The sequence below is a fragment of the Amaricoccus solimangrovi genome (assembly GCF_006385685.1).
Taxonomy (GTDB): domain Bacteria; phylum Pseudomonadota; class Alphaproteobacteria; order Rhodobacterales; family Rhodobacteraceae; genus Amaricoccus; species Amaricoccus solimangrovi.
Genome location: NZ_VFRP01000009.1, coordinates 75293 through 89886, shown reverse-complemented (window position 1 = coordinate 89886; position 14594 = coordinate 75293). Strand labels below are relative to the sequence as shown.

Annotated in this window: 10 protein-coding genes; 2 read left to right on the top strand and 8 right to left on the bottom strand. The window is 68.9% G+C overall.

Annotated elements, in window-relative coordinates; translation table 11 throughout:
- Nucleotides 1-6 precede the first annotated feature (6 nt).
- From FJM51_RS10995 to FJM51_RS10960, 8 genes are all read right to left on the bottom strand, one after another.
- Nucleotides 7-1635, bottom strand: a complete 1629-nt coding sequence (locus FJM51_RS10995) for an alpha-D-glucose phosphate-specific phosphoglucomutase (protein WP_140454190.1) — start codon at nucleotides 1633-1635, stop codon at nucleotides 7-9.
- Entirely contained in the window at nucleotides 1632-3089 is a 1458-nt protein-coding gene (gene glgA, locus FJM51_RS10990; RefSeq protein WP_140454189.1) for a glycogen synthase GlgA, read from the bottom strand. The genes FJM51_RS10995 and glgA overlap by 4 nt, the downstream gene beginning before the upstream one ends.
- A gap of 15 nt (nucleotides 3090-3104) precedes the next feature.
- Nucleotides 3105-4364: a glucose-1-phosphate adenylyltransferase gene (gene glgC, locus FJM51_RS10985; protein WP_140454251.1), complete on the bottom strand. Its 1260-nt coding sequence runs from the start codon at nucleotides 4362-4364 to the stop codon at nucleotides 3105-3107.
- 17 nt (nucleotides 4365-4381) lie between these two features.
- Complete coding sequence (gene glgB, locus FJM51_RS10980; RefSeq protein WP_140454188.1) at nucleotides 4382-6616, bottom strand: 1,4-alpha-glucan branching protein GlgB; 2235 nt, start codon at nucleotides 6614-6616, stop codon at nucleotides 4382-4384.
- Nucleotides 6617-6664: 48 nt separating this feature from the next.
- Nucleotides 6665-9127 (bottom strand): glycogen/starch/alpha-glucan phosphorylase, encoded by a 2463-nt coding sequence (locus tag FJM51_RS10975; RefSeq protein ID WP_140454187.1) that lies wholly within the window; start codon nucleotides 9125-9127, stop codon nucleotides 6665-6667.
- Nucleotides 9128-9343: 216 nt separating this feature from the next.
- Nucleotides 9344-10039, bottom strand: a complete 696-nt coding sequence (locus tag FJM51_RS10970) for an orotate phosphoribosyltransferase (RefSeq protein WP_140454186.1) — start codon at nucleotides 10037-10039, stop codon at nucleotides 9344-9346.
- A gap of 21 nt (nucleotides 10040-10060) precedes the next feature.
- Nucleotides 10061-11098: a dihydroorotase gene (gene pyrC, locus FJM51_RS10965; protein WP_140454185.1), complete on the bottom strand. Its 1038-nt coding sequence runs from the start codon at nucleotides 11096-11098 to the stop codon at nucleotides 10061-10063.
- Nucleotides 11099-11248: 150 nt separating this feature from the next.
- A complete protein-coding gene (locus tag FJM51_RS10960; RefSeq protein WP_140454184.1) occupies nucleotides 11249-11953 on the bottom strand; it encodes a glutathione S-transferase N-terminal domain-containing protein in 705 nt (234 codons plus the stop codon).
- A gap of 142 nt (nucleotides 11954-12095) precedes the next feature.
- Here FJM51_RS10960 and metZ point away from each other — a divergent pair, with 142 nt between their 5' ends.
- Nucleotides 12096-13274: an O-succinylhomoserine sulfhydrylase gene (gene metZ / locus FJM51_RS10955; RefSeq protein WP_140454183.1), complete on the top strand. Its 1179-nt coding sequence runs from the start codon at nucleotides 12096-12098 to the stop codon at nucleotides 13272-13274.
- Nucleotides 13275-13436: 162 nt separating this feature from the next.
- Nucleotides 13437-14519, top strand: coding sequence for a GTP cyclohydrolase FolE2 (folE2, locus tag FJM51_RS10950; protein WP_140454182.1), 1083 nt, complete (start codon nucleotides 13437-13439; stop codon nucleotides 14517-14519).
- Nucleotides 14520-14594: the final 75 nt, after the last annotated feature.

The following is a 14594-nucleotide window of genomic DNA, read 5'->3' as shown; positions in this document are numbered from 1 at the left end:
CGGCGCTCAGGTGATCACGTCCGGCTCGGAACGGCCGGTCCTCGTCGAGATGTCCGCCACCTCCTCGGCCGCCGCGATCAGATCGGAGAGCGCGGCCTGCGTCTCCTCGCCGAGCTTCGCCGGGTCGTCCTCGTAGCGCTCGATATAGACGCGCAGCGTCGCGCCCGAGGTGCCGGTGCCCGAGAGGCGGAAGACGACGCGGCTGCCACCCTCGAACATCACACGAATGCCCTGTTTCGAACTCACCGAGCCGTCGACCGGATCGTGATAGGCGAAATCATCCGCCGCCGCGACCCTGAGCCCGGCGATCTCGGTTCCCGGCAGGTCGGCGAGCTTCGCGCGGAGCGCGTCCATCAGCCCGTTGGCGGCCTCCGAGTCGATCCCCTCGTAATCGTGGCGGGCGTAGTAGTTGCGCCCGAACTCCTTCCAGTGGGCCTCGGCGATCGCTTTGGCGGATTCCCCGCGGACCGCGAGGATGTTGAGCCAGAGCAGCACCGCCCAGAGCCCGTCCTTCTCGCGCACATGGTTCGAGCCGGTGCCCGCGCTCTCCTCGCCGCAGATCGTCGCCATCCCGGCGTCGAGCAGGTTGCCGAAGAACTTCCAGCCGGTCGGCGTCTCGTAGAGGCCGATCCCGAACTTTTCCGCCACCCGGTCCGCCGCGCCGCTGGTCGGCATCGAGCGCGCGATCCCGGCGAGGCCGGCCGCGTAGCCGGGCGCGAGATGGGCGTTGGCGGCCAGCATCGCGAGCGAATCCGAGGGGGAGATGAAGATGCCCTTGCCGATGATCAGGTTGCGGTCGCCGTCGCCATCGGAGGCGGCGCCGAAATCGGGCGCCTCCGCGCTCATCATCAGGTCGTGGAGCTCCTTCGCATGGACGAGGTTCGGATCCGGGTGATGCCCGCCAAAATCGGGCAGCGGCGTCGCGTTCTTCACCGTGCCCGGCGCGGCGCCGAGACGGTTCTCGAGGATCTCCTTCGCATAGGGCCCGGTCACCGCCGACATCGAATCCATCGACATGGTGAAGCCGTTCGCGAACATCGCCTTGAGCGCCGGGAAGTCGAAGAGCGATTCCATGAGTTCGGCGTAATCGGCCACCGGGTCGATCACCTCGACCGTCATGCCGCCGAGGTCGAAGCTTCCCTCCGTGTCCAGGTCGAGGTCCGGCGCGTCGAGGATCCGGTATTCGGTGATCTCCTTCGTGCGCGCGAAGATCTGGTCGGTGAGCTTCTCCGGCGCCGGGCCGCCGTTGCCCGCGTTGTACTTGATCCCGAAATCCTCGTTCGGCCCGCCGGGATTGTGGCTCGCCGAGAGGATGATGCCGCCGAAGGCGCCGTACTTGCGGATGATGTTGGAGGCCGCCGGCGTCGAGAGGATGCCGCCCCGGCCGACCATCGCCTTGCCGAAGCCCGCGGCCGCGGCCATCCGGAGCGCGATCTGGATCACCTCGCGGTTGAAGTACCGGCCGTCGCCGCCGATCACCAGCGTCTCGCCTTCGAAGCCCTCCAGACTGTCGAAGATCGACTGGATGAAGTTCTGGACGTAGTTCGGCCGCTGGAAATGCGGAACCTTCTTGCGCAGCCCCGAGGTGCCCGGCTTCTGGTCGTCATAGGCGGTGGTGGCGACGGTCTTGATCATGCGTGGTGTCCTGAGGCTACCGGGATAAGAGACTTGTAGAGATCGGCGTAGAGCGCGGCGCTGCGGTCCCAGGAGACGTCGGAGCGCATGCCGTTGACGCGCAGCCCGTCCCAGGTGCCCGGCTGCCGGAACAGGCGGACCGCCTGCCTGATCGCGTGGCGCAGGCCGGCCGCGTCCACCGGCAGGAACTGCACGCCCGTCGCGACGCCCGCGTTGAGCGCCGCGGTATTTGCGTCGATCACCGTGTCGGCGAGCCCGCCGGTGCGCGCGACGATCGGCACCGCGCCATAGCGCAGCCCGTAGAGCTGCGTGAGGCCGCAGGGCTCGAACCGCGACGGAATGAGGATGCCGTCCGCGCCGCCCTGCATCGTGTGGGCGAGCTGCTCGTCATAGCCTATGACGACGCCGACCCGGCCCGCGTGCCGGGCGGCGGCGCCCGCGAAGGCGTTTTCGAGCGCCGGATCGCCCGTGCCGAGCACGGCGAGCTTCGCCCCCTCGGCGACCAGATCGCCGGTCGTCTCGGCGAGGAGGTCGATGCCCTTCTGGTGCGTCAGCCGGCTGATCACGACGAAGAGCGGCTCGTCGTCGTGATCGAGGCGGAACCGCTCCTCCAGCGCGCGGCGGTTCGCCCGGCGGCCTTCGAGATCGTCGGCGGAGAAGGTCGCGGGCAGGATCGGATCGGTCGCCGGGTCCCAGACCCCGGTGTCGATCCCGTTGACGATGCCGCGCAGGACCGGCGCGCGGGCGTTGATGAGCCCGTCGAGCCCCATGCCGAAGGCGGGGGTTCGGATCTCCTCGGCATAGGTCGGACTTACCGTGGTGATCGCGCTCGCATTGGCGAGCCCGGCCTTCAGGAAGCCGACGCCGCCATGGTATTCGACGCCGTCGAGCGCCATCGCATGCGGCGGCAGGTAGAGCCCGCCGAGCACGGCGGCGGAGAATTGTCCCTGGAAGGCGATGTTGTGGATCGTCATCACCGAGGGGCAGGAGATGCCGGAATAGCGCAGATAGGCCGGGACCAGCCCGGCCTGCCAGTCGTGCGCGTGAACGACATCGGGGCGGAACCCCTCGATGATGCCGGCGCAGATGTCCGCGCCGGCCCGCGACAGCGCCCCGAAGCGGTGCCAGTTGTCGCCGTGGTCGATCCCGGCGGCGTCGACATAGGGGCCGCCGGAACGGTGATAGAGGCTCGGCGCGTCGATCAGGATGAGGTCGAGCCCGTCGAGCCGGGCGGAGACGAGGCGCGCGGGCACGCCGAGCAGGGCGTCGTATTCGAAGACGACCTGGCTCCGCGCGCCCTCGAGCCGGGCCATCACCGGGCCATAGCCCGGCATCAGCACCCGCGTCTCGATGCCCCGGCGGGCGAGGGCGGGCGGCAGCGCGCCCGCCACGTCGGCGAGGCCGCCGGTCTTGATCAGCGGATAGACCTCGGAGGCGACGGAGAGGATCTTCATGGCACTCTCGGGCGGTCAGCCGAGCTTGTCGAGCATCGGCTGGGTGATCAGGCAGACGCCGTTGTCGGTGCGGCGGAAGCGGCGGGCATCGAGCTCCGGATCCTCGCCGACGACCAGACCCTCGGGGATGGAGACGCGGCTGTCCACCACCACCTTGCGAAGCCGCGCGCCTCGGCCGATGTCGCATTCGGGCAGGATCACCGCCTCGTCGAGGCTGACGAAGGAATGCGCCCGCGTGCCGGTGAAGAGCAGGCTGCGCCGGATCGAGGCGCCCGAGACGATGCAGTCGCCGGCGACGAGCGAGCTTACCGCCGAGCCGCGGCGGCCCTCGACGTCATGGACGAATTTCGCGGGCGGCGTGATCTCGGCATAGGTCCAGATCGGCCAGTTCCGCTCGTAGAGGTCGAGTTCGGGGATCACGTCGGTGAGGTCGATATTCGCCTCCCAATAGGCGTCGACGGTCCCCACGTCGCGCCAGTAGGCGGTCGCCTCCATGCTCGAGCGGACGCAGGAGCTCGAGAAGCGGTGGGCGACGGCTTTCCCGTTCGCGACGACGTAGGGGATGATGTCCTTGCCGAAGTCGCGGCTCGAATTCGGATCGGCGGCGTCGCGGCGCAGCAGGTCCATCAGGAATCTGGTGTGGAAGACGTAGATCCCCATCGAGGCGAGCGCGAGGTCCGGCTGGCCCGGGATGCCCGGCGGGTCGGCGGGCTTCTCGACGAAGGCGGTCACGATGTCCTTCTCGTCGACATGCATCACGCCGAAGCCGGTCGCCTCCATCCGCGGCACTTCGAGGCAGCCGATGGTGACGTCCGCGCCCGAGTCCACATGCTCGCGCAGCATCACCTCGTAATCCATCTTGTAGATGTGATCGCCCGCGAGGATGACCATGAATTCGGGGTGGTAGTCCTCGATGATGTCGATGTTCTGGAAGACGGCGTCGGCTGTGCCCTCGTACCACTGCGTCTCGGAGACGCGCTGGGAGGCGGGGAGGATGTCGAAACTCTCGTTCCGCTCGGTCCGCAGGAAGTTCCAGCCGCGCTGCAGGTGGCGGATCAGGCTGTGCGCCTTGTACTGCGTCGCGACCCCCATGCGCCTGATGCCGGAATTGAGCGCGTTCGACAGCGCGAAGTCGATGATCCGGGCCTTGCCGCCGAAATAGACCGCGGGTTTGGCGCGGCGGTCGGTCAGCTCCTTCAGGCGGCTGCCGCGTCCGCCCGCCAGCACATAGGCCATCGCGTCCCTGGCCAGCGGCTGCGTCTTCTTTTCCACCATCATCCCCCGTCCTTCCCTTATTCCTCCGCCGCGTCCGGCACGTGTTCGAGCCACGTGACCGAAAGCGGCGGCAGCACGATATGGGCGCCGACGCCGGCCGCGTCGGCCGCGGCCGTGACCGCGCCCATGTTGCCCTTTCCCGACCCGCCGTAGACGGCCGCGTCGGTGTTCATGATCTCGCGCCAGCGCCCCTCCTTCGGGAAGGGCACACGGTAGTGGTCGTGTGTCGCGGGCGTGAGGTTGCAGATCACCGCGACCGGGTTCTCCTCCGGCGCCATGCGCGTCCAGGCGTAGACCGAGTTGGCCGCGTCGTCGGCGATGAGCCAGGCGAATCCCTCGCCCTCGCAGTCGCGCGCATGGAGCGCCGGCCTGTCGCGATAGAGCCGGTTCAGGTCGCGCACCAGCGTCCGGACGCCCGCGTGCTCGGCGAGGTCGAGCTGCCACCAGTCGAGCCCCCGGGACTCCGCCCATTCCGCCCCCTGGCCGAATTCCTGGCCCATGAAGAGCAGCTTCTTGCCGGGATAGGCCCACATATAGGCGAGATAGGCGCGCAAATTCGCGAATTTCTGCCAGGTGTCGCCCGGCATCTTGCCGAGCAGGCTGCCCTTCCCGTGCACCACCTCGTCATGGCTGATCGGCAGCACGTAGTTCTCGGAATAGGCGTAGAGCATGCCGAAGGTCAGGTCGTTGTGGTGGAAGCTCCGGTAGATCGGGTCGCGCTGGAAGTACTGGAGCGAGTCGTGCATGAAACCCATGTTCCACTTGAACCCGAAGCCGAGCCCGCCCTCGTGGACCGGCGCGGAGACCTTCGGCCAGCTCGTGCTCTCCTCGGCGATGGTGATCGTGCCCGGGTGGCTGCCGTAGACGGCGGCGTTGGTGGCGCGCAGGAATTCCACCGCCTCCAGATTCTCGCGCCCGCCGTGGCGGTTCGGGATCCATTCTCCCTGCCCGCGTGAATAGTCGAGGTAGAGCATCGATGCGACGGCGTCCACGCGCAGCCCGTCGATGTGGAACACTTCCGACCAGTAGAGCGCGTTGTTGACGAGGTAGTTCATCACCTCGAGCCGGCCGAAATTGTAGATCGCGGTGTTCCAGTCGGGATGGAAGCCCTGCCGCGGGTCGGCATGCTCGTAGAGCGCGGTGCCGTCGAAATGCGCGAGCCCGTGCGCGTCGGTCGGGAAATGCGCGGGCACCCAGTCGATGATCACCCCGATCCCCGCCCGGTGCGCGCCGTCGACGAAGCGCGCGAGCCCCTCGGGCGGGCCGAAGCGGGCGGTCGGCGCGTAGAGGCCGGTGGTCTGATAGCCCCAGGACGGGTCGTAGGGATGTTCGCTGACCGGCAGGAACTCGATGTGGGTGAAGCCCATCTCGACCACGTAGGGGATGAGCTGGTCGGCGAGTTCGTCCCAGCTCAGGAAGGAGCCGTCCTCCTTGCGCTTCCACGATCCCGGATGCACCTCGTAGATCGAGATCGGTTGGCGGCGCGGATCGACCTTCGCCCAGAAGTCGCGATGCGCCGCGTCGCCCCAGTCGTGGTCGAGCCAGGGCGCGACGACCGAGGCGGTGGCCGGGCGCAGTTCCGCCGCGCGGGCGAAGGGATCGGCCTTCAGCGGCTGCGGCGTCCCGTCGGGGCCGATGATCTCGTATTTGTAGGGCTCGCCGCAATGGACGCCGGGCAGGAAGATCTCCCAGATGCCGGTGTCGCGGCGGTGGCGCATCACGTGGCGCCGACCGTCCCAGGCGTTGAACGGGCCGACCACGCTCACCCGCTTCGCATTCGGCGCCCAGACCGCGAAATGCACGCCCTCCGCGCCCTCGTGGCTGATCGGATGCGCGCCCATCTTGTCGAAGAGCCGCAGGTGGCTGCCCTCGCGGATGTAGTAGTCGTCCATCGGCCCCAGCACGGGGCCGAAGGAATAGGGGTCGGTGACGCTCCATTCGCCCCCGGCGTTGCGCGCGCGGTAGCGCAGCGGCTGGCGGTCGGGGATGGTGAGAAAACCCTCGAAATACCCCGCCGGGTGCACCCGCTCCAGCGTGCCCGCGGGCTCGCCGTCGAGCGTGCTGGCCTCGAGCGTCTCGGCTCCCTCGACGAAGGCGCGCGCGAAGACCCGCCTTCCAGTCCTGTGCGGCCCCAGCACGGCGAAGGGATCGCCGTGCCGGCCCTCGACCACCGCCTCGATCTCTCCGGGGGGAAGGCCGGGCGGGGCCTTCGCCTTCCGTCCCGATCCGGCGCGCGCTGTCGGCTTGTCCACGATAGACGTCCCTCCATCGTGGCCGGCACGACGCGCCGGCCACCCTTTCTAGATATCGACCTTCCAGATGTCGGCGGCGTATTCCCGGATCGTCCGGTCCGAGGAGAACCAGGCCATCCGCGCCGTGTTCAGGATCGATTTCTCCCACCAGAGCGCGCTGTCGTTCCAGATCGCGTCCACGCGCCGCTGCGCCGCCGCGTAGGAGTCGAAATCCGCCGCGCACATGAACCAGTCGTGTTCGTAGAGCCCGCCGATCAGCCCCTTGTAGCGGTCGGGATCGTCGGGCGAGAACACGCCCGAGGAGATCGCGGTCAGCGCCTGGCTGAGTTCGGGCGAACGCTCGATGATCTCGCGGGGATTGTATCCGTCGGCGCGTTTCGCCGCGACCTCGGCCGCGGTCAGGCCGAAGATGACGATGTTGTCGATGCCGACCTGCTCGCTGATCTCGACATTCGCCCCGTCCATCGTGCCGATGGTGAGCGCGCCGTTGAGCGCGAACTTCATGTTGCCGGTGCCCGAGGCCTCCATGCCGGCGGTCGAGATCTGCTCGCTGAGATTGGCGGCGGGAACCAGTACCTCGGCCAGACTCACGTTGTAGTTCGGCACGAACACGACCTTCAGCACCTCCCGCACTGAGGGATTGGCATTGATGACCCGCGCCACGTCGTTCGCCAGCTTGATGATGAGCTTGGCATTATAGTAGGTCGGCGCCGCCTTCCCCGCGAAGAACTTAACGCGCGGCACCCAGTCGTGTTCCGGATGGGAGCGGATCTGGTCGTAGAGCGCCACGGTCTCGATGATGTTCAGCAGCTGGCGCTTGTATTCGTGGATGCGCTTGATCTGGATGTCGAAGAGCGATTCCGGATTGACTTTCACCCCCATCCGCTCGCGCACCAGCGCGGCGAGCCGCTCCTTGTTCGCGAGCTTCACGGCGGCGAAGCGCTTCTGGAATTCCGCGTCCTTCGCGTATTTCTCGATGCTCCGGATCTTCTCGATGTCGTCCATGAATTCGTCGCCGATCGTCTCGCGGAGCAGGGCGAAGAGACCGGGGTTGCACTGCATCAGCCAGCGGCGGGGCGTGATGCCGTTCGTCTTGTTGTTGATCCGCGTCGGGAACATCTTGTGGAGATCGGCGAAGACCGTCTCCTTCATGAGTTCGGTATGGAGCGCGGAGACGCCGTTGATCGAATGCGCGCCCGCGAAGGCGAGGTTGCCCATCCGGACCCGCCGCTCGCCGTGCTCGTCGATCAGGCTGATGTTGCGGATCTGGCTGTCGTCCATCCGCAGTTCGGAGCGGGCCTGGCGCAGCAGGCGGGCGTTGATCTCGTAGAGGAGCTGCATGTGGCGCGGCAGCATCCGCTCGAAGAGCGGCACCGGCCAGCTTTCGAGCGCCTCGGGCAGAAGGGTGTGGTTGGTGTAGCTGATCGTCTGCTGCGTGATCGCCCAGGCGCGGGTGAAGGTCATCCCGTGCTCGTCGATCAGAAGCCGCATCAGCTCCAGCACGCAGACCGCCGGGTGGGTGTCGTTGAGCTGCACCGAGACCTTCTCGCCGAGATTCTCCAGATTCTCGTATTGCTGCAGGTGGCGGCGGATGATGTCCTTGAGCGAGGCGGCGGAGAAGAAATACTCCTGCCGGAGCCGGAGTTCCTGGCCCGCGGGCGAGGTATCGGCGGGATAGAGCACGCGGGTCAGCGCGTCGGCCCGGTTGCTCTCGGCGAGCGAGCCGAAATGGTCGCCGGCGTTGAAGGCGTCGAGCCGGATCGGGTCGAGCGGCTCGGCCTTCCACAGGCGCAGCGTGTTCACCCGCGCGGCGCGCCAGCCGACGATCGGCGTGTCATAGGCGGTCGCGATCACCCGCTCCGCCGGGATCCAGACGAATTTCTCCTCCGAACCGTCCGCCTCGTGGAATTCGACGCGGCCGCCGAAGCCGATCTCGTAGGCCGCCTCGCGCCGGTCGAATTCCCAGGGGTTGCCGTGTTCGAGCCAGGTCTCGGGCAGTTCGACCTGGAAGCCGTCGGCGATCTTCTGGCGGAACAGGCCGTGGCGGTAGCGGATGCCGTAGCCGTAGGCGGGCAGGCCGACGGTCGCCATGCTCTCCATGAAACAGGCGGCGAGACGGCCGAGGCCGCCGTTGCCGAGCGCGGCGTCGGCCTCGAGCTCGGCGATCAGGTCGAGATCGACCTTCAGGATCCTCAGCGCGTCGCGCATCGGTTCGAGCAGGCCGAGATTGCCGACCGCGTCGCGCATCAGCCGGCCGATCAGGAATTCGAGGCTGAGGTAATAGACGCGCTTGGTGCCGGCGGCGTAGGTGTCGCTCGTCGTCTCCATCCAGCGCTCGATCGCGCGGTCGCGGATCACGAGGATCGCCGCCTCGAGCCAGTCATAGGGCTTGGCGGCGCGGGAATTCTTGCCGATGCGGTACATCAGCCGTTCGACGATCTCGTTGGCGAGATCCTCGGGGTCGGTCGAGCGGGTTCGTGACAGCGGGAGGGATTGCTGCGGCTGGTTCATACGTCTGTCCCTGATGGCCTCGAAGGCCGTTTGATCCTGTCAGCCATCGCGGTGCTTCGCGCACCGTCTTTCCATGCGAGCGCTTTCCCCCCGGCGGTCCGCCGCCTGAGTCGGAGTATGTTCATGTTCGGGCGCGGATCAAGCGCCCTGAAAATGCCCGGCGCCCGCGCGGAAATCCGCGCGGGCGCCGGGGGAAACGGGTCCGGGAGGGGAGTGTCAGGCGTCGAGCGAGGCCACGCCGCCATGCGCCGCCGACCATTCGAGCGGCGCGGCGAGGAAGTCGCCGACCTCGCCCAGCGTGCGCTCGTCGAAGAGTTCGCGCACCCGCGCCTCCGCCAGCACGTCGCGCCAGGTGGCGACGTTGTGCAGCGTCACGCCCTTGGCCTTCATTCCCGTCCGGCCCTCGGGGAAGATGTCGTAGTAGAAGAGCGCGATCCCGTGCTCGACCACGCCGCCGGCCGCGCGGATCGCCTCGATGAAGCTCATCAGGCTGCCGCCGGCGGTGGTCAGGTCCTCGATCACGAGGACGCGCGCGCCCTCGGGCAGATCGCCCTCGATCCGCGCGCCCTTGCCGTGGCCCTTCGGCTTCTTGCGCACGTAGATCATCGGCAGGCCGAGCCGGTCGGCGAGGAGCGCCGCGAGCGGGATGCCCGCCGTCTCGCCGCCCGCGACCACGTCGAACTGCTCGAACCCGGCCTGGCGCAGGATCGTCGCCGCGGCGAAGTCGATCACCGCGCTCCGGATCCGGGGGTAGGAGAGCAGCTTGCGGCAGTCGATATAGACCGGGCTCGCCATGCCGGAGGAGAGCCGGTAGGGCTGGACCGCGTTGAAATGCACCGCCCGGATCTCCCAGAGCATCCGCGCGAAGAGCCGCGCCATCTCCTGCTCGGTCGGGAAGGTATTCGCGAACAAGGGCCGGTCCTTTCGAGACTGTCAGGCGCGCACGCGCCAGTGGAGGGGAATGCCGGGATCGAAGACGATGACCGGCCCGGCGCCGGTCTCGAGCGCGGCCGGGGCGGGCAGGGGGTCCTCGGAGCGGGCCAGCGTGATCCGGTCCGCGTTCGGCGCGCGGCGGTACCAGGCCGGGCCGTGCAGCGAGGCGAAGCCCTCGAGCCGGTCGAGCGCGCCCTCGGTCTCGAAGACCTGCGCGAGCCAGGGCATCGCGTTCGGCGCCGTGAAGACGCCGGCCGCGCAGCAGTCGCATTCCTTGCGGTCCTTCGCATGCGGCGCGCTGTCGGTGCCGAGGAAGAAGCGCGGATCGCCGCCGGTCGCGGCCGCGACCAGGGCCGCGCGGTGGCGTTCGCGCTTGATGATCGGCAGGCAGTAGAAATGCGGCCGCATGCCGCCGACGAGCAGGTGGTTGCGGTTCAGGATCAGGTGGTGGACCGTGAGCGAGCCCGCGAGGTTCCGCTCCGCGCCGAGGATGAAGTCGATCCCGTCCTTCGTCGTCACATGCTCGAGCGTGACCCGGAGTTCCGGCAGGCGCTCCCGGAGCGGCGCCAGTACCCGCTCGATGAACACGGCCTCGCGGTCGAAGATGTCGATCTCCGGATCCGTCACCTCGCCATGGACGCAGAGCGGCAGGCCGATCTCGGCCATGCGCTCGAGCACGGGCATGACCTTTCCGATGTCGCGCACGCCGCTCGCGGAATTGGTCGTGGCGCCGGCGGGGTAGAGCTTCACCGCCGTGACGAGGCCCGAGGCCGCGGCCGCCGCGACATCCGCCGGGTCGGTCGACTCGGTCAGATAGAGCGTCATCAGCGGCTCGAACGCCTGCCCCTCGGGCAGGGCGGCGAGGATGCGCGCGCGATAGGCGGCCGCGTCCTTGGCCGTCACGACGGGCGGGACGAGGTTCGGCATGACGATCGCGCGGGCGAAATCGCGCGAGGCGGGCAGCACGCCCGCGAGCATCGCGCCGTCGCGCAGATGCAGGTGCCAGTCGTCGGGCCGGGTGAGGGTGATCTCGGTCATGCGCCGCGGTGTCCGGGTCGGAAAGGGTCCGTTCCGCCATAGCGGGACACCCGGGCGCGGGCAAGACCCCCGGGTGCCGACCGTGGGGCGCCGACCGTGGGGCGCCGACCGTGGGGCGCCGACCGGGGGGCGCCGACCGGGGCGCCGCGCTCAGCCCCGCGCGCCGAAGAGCACGCGCTGCGCCGCGCGGTCGGTCGTGAGGTCGGCGCGCTTCTCGGCCGCGAGCGCGACGCCGGCCTGGACGGCGGGACGCGCGCCGACGCGGGCGAGCCAGGCCGACATGTTGGGGAAGGCGCCGAGATCCTGCCGCTGCTTCTCCCAGCCGCGCGCCCAGGGCCAGATCGCCATGTCGGCGATCGAATAGGGCCCCGCCACGTAGTCGCGGTCCGCGAGCCGCTTGTCGAGCACGCCGTAGAGCCGGGCGACCTCGCGCCGGTAGCGCTCCTTCGCATAGGGCAGGTCGTTCGGCGGATCCATCGCGGGCGCGTAGTTCAGGAAGTGATGCGCCTGGCCGGCCATCGGCCCGACCCCGCCCATCTGCCACATCAGCCACTTGTCGATCTCGACCCGCTCGCGCTCGCTCTCGCCGTAGAAGCGGCCGGTCTTGCGGCCGAGATACTGCAGGATCGCGCCCGACTCGAAGATCGCGATCGGCTGGCCGTCCGGCCCCTCGGGATCGACGATCGCGGGCATCCGGTTGTTCGGCGCGATGCGCAGGAAGTCGGGATCGAACTGCTCGCCGGCGCCGATGTTGACGAGCCTGAGGTCGAAGGGCAGGTCCATCTCGCAGAGCGCGATCGAGATCTTGTGCCCGTTCGGCGTCGGCCAGTAGTAAAGCTCGATCGGTGCGACCATCATACCCTCCTTGAACGGTGCCTCGGCGGCGAAGGTGCGTCGGCCGGCGGGCAAGTCAAGGCGCCGGCCTTGACCCGGCGCGCCGCCTCGGCTAGTCGCCGGGGTCCCGAACGGCGCCGGTGAGCCCGGCGAGGAGGCGATCATGACAGAGTGGAGCCCGCGCACGAAACTGGTGCACGGCGGCGTGCGCCGCAGCCAGTACGGCGAGACGGCCGAGGCGATCTATCTCACCCAGGGTTTCGTCTATCCCGACGCGGAAACGGCGGAGAGCCGGTTCATCGCCTCGGGCGAGGACGAGTTCATCTATGCACGCTACGGCAACCCGACGACGCGGATGTTCGAGGACCGGATCGCCGCGCTCGAAGGCGCCGAGGCGGGCTTCGCCACCGCCTCGGGCATGGCGGCGGTCCACGCGGCGCTCGCCTGCCAGCTCAAGGCGGGGGATCACATCGTCTCCGCCCGCGCGCTCTTCGGCTCCTGCCTCTACATCGCCGAGACGCTGCTGCCCCGCTTCGGCGTCGAGGTGACCTTCGTGGACGGCACCGATCTCGACCAGTGGCGCGCGGCGGTCCGTCCGGAGACGAAGCTCGTCTTCTTCGAGGCGATGTCGAACCCGACGCTCGAGGTGATCGACGTCGCGGGCGTCGCCGAGATCGCGCACGCGGCCGGCGCGATGGTCGTCGTCGACAATGTCTTCGTGACCCCGATCTTCCAGCGCAGCCTCGCGCTGGGCGCCGACGTCGTGGTCTATTCCGCGACCAAGCATATCGACGGCCAGGGCCGCTGCCTCGGCGGCGTCGTGCTCGGCACGAAGGACTTCATCCGCGGGCCGTTCGAGACCTTCGTCAAGCATACCGGCGGCGCGCTCAGCCCGTTCAACGCGTGGGTGATGCTGAAGGGGCTCGAGACGCTCGACCTGCGCTGCCGCGAGCAGGCGGCGAACGCCGCGCGCATCGCCGCGGCGCTGCCCGGAACGCCGGGCCTCGTCCGGCTCATCTATCCGGGGCTCGACGATCATCCGCAGGCCGATCTGGCGCGGCGGCAGATGGAGACCGGCGGCACGATGCTGGCGCTCGAGATCGAAGGCGGCAAGGCGGGCGCGTTCCGCTTCCTCGACGCGCTCCGGATCCTGCTGATCTCGAACAACCTCGGCGATGCCAAGAGCCTCGTCACCCATCCGGCCACCACGACGCACCAGCGCCTGACGCCGGAACAGCGCGCCGCGCTCGGGATCTCGGACGGGCTCGTCAGGGTCTCGGTCGGGCTCGAGGACGCGGACGACCTGATCGCCGACATCCGGCAGGCGCTCGCCCGCGTCTGAGGCCGCCAATGCGGCGCGCCGTCGCCGGCGGTCGCCGGAATGTCGCGCCGGGACGGCAGGTCTCGGCGCGGGATTGCCATTTAGCATGGGCCGCGCCACTTCGCGCTTGGGCGGAGGCCGGGGGTTCCCTATATATCCCCGGGACTGGAGAGGGTTGAGAGCATGGACGGGCCGACCGCGATCAACGAGCATCAGCCGACCGAGGCGGAGGCGCGGGCCGCCGCGCGGCTCCTGATGCGCTGGGCGGGCCGCGCCGGCGAGGCGGGCCCCGGAGAGGTCGCGGAACTCGTCGCCCGCGCCGCGCCCTATCCCGACCTCTCGCGCGAATTCGAGGCCGGGTTCCGCCCCGACGCCGCCTATCTCGCGGACATGCCCGACCTGCAGAACGGCCCCGCCGCGCTCATCAGGGGCGCGCGCGTGCCGATCCAGCACGTCGGCATCTCGAACTTCCGCCTGCCGATCCGCTACCGCGTGCGCGAGGGCGGCGAGGTGCAGCTCGAGACCTCGGTGACCGGCTCCGTCTCGCTGGAGGCGGATCGCAAGGGCATCAACATGAGCCGGATCATGCGCTCCTTCTACCAGCACGCCGAGAAGCATTTCTCGGCCGAGGTGATCCAGGGCGTGCTCGATTCCTACGTCGTCGATCTCGATTCCTTCGACGCGCGCATCCAGATGCGATTCCGCTATCCGATGCTGCGCCGCTCGCTGCGCTCGGGGCTCGAGGGCTACCAGTATTACGACGTCGCGCTCGAGGTGGTGCGCCACGGGCGCGACACCCGGCGGATCATGCATCTCGACTACGTCTATTCCTCGACCTGCCCCTGCTCGCTGGAACTGTCCGAACACGCGCGCGAGACGCGGGGACGCATCGCGGTCCCGCATGCGCAGCGTTCGGTCGCGCGGGTCTCGGTCGAACTCGTGGGGACCGAGCGGCTGTGGTTCGAGGATCTCGTGGACCTCTGCGCCCGCGCGATCCCGACCGAGACTCAGGTCATGGTGAAGCGCGAGGACGAGCAGGCCTTCGCCGAGCTCTCGGGTGCCAATCCGATCTTCGTCGAGGACGCGGTGCGCGTGCTCTGCGCCCAGATCGAGGCCGAGGCGCGGATCGGGGATTTCCGCGTGGTCGCGAGCCATCAGGAATCGCTGCATTCGCACGACGCGGTCTCGATCCTGACGCGCGGCGAGACCTTCCGCCAGTCGAGCTACGATCCGAGGCTCTTCGACACGCTCTATCACGTCGGCTGAGGGCGGCGCGGCCACAGTCCGCGCCCGCCGCGCGCCCGCGCCCGCGGCGGGGTTGACAGCCGCGGGGCGCGCCTC

Coding starts and splice junctions, on each gene's coding strand:
- FJM51_RS10995 (WP_140454190.1), bottom strand. CDS start 1,635: ATGATCAAGACCGTCGCCACCACCGCCTATGACGACCAGAAGCCGGGC.
- glgC (WP_140454251.1), bottom strand. CDS start 4,364: ATGGTGGAAAAGAAGACGCAGCCGCTGGCCAGGGACGCGATGGCCTAT.
- glgA (WP_140454189.1), bottom strand. CDS start 3,089: ATGAAGATCCTCTCCGTCGCCTCCGAGGTCTATCCGCTGATCAAGACC.
- pyrC (WP_140454185.1), bottom strand. CDS start 11,098: ATGACCGAGATCACCCTCACCCGGCCCGACGACTGGCACCTGCATCTG.
- FJM51_RS10975 (WP_140454187.1), bottom strand. CDS start 9,127: ATGAACCAGCCGCAGCAATCCCTCCCGCTGTCACGAACCCGCTCGACC.
- folE2 (WP_140454182.1), top strand. CDS start 13,437: ATGGACGGGCCGACCGCGATCAACGAGCATCAGCCGACCGAGGCGGAG.
- metZ (WP_140454183.1), top strand. CDS start 12,096: ATGACAGAGTGGAGCCCGCGCACGAAACTGGTGCACGGCGGCGTGCGC.
- FJM51_RS10960 (WP_140454184.1), bottom strand. CDS start 11,953: ATGGTCGCACCGATCGAGCTTTACTACTGGCCGACGCCGAACGGGCAC.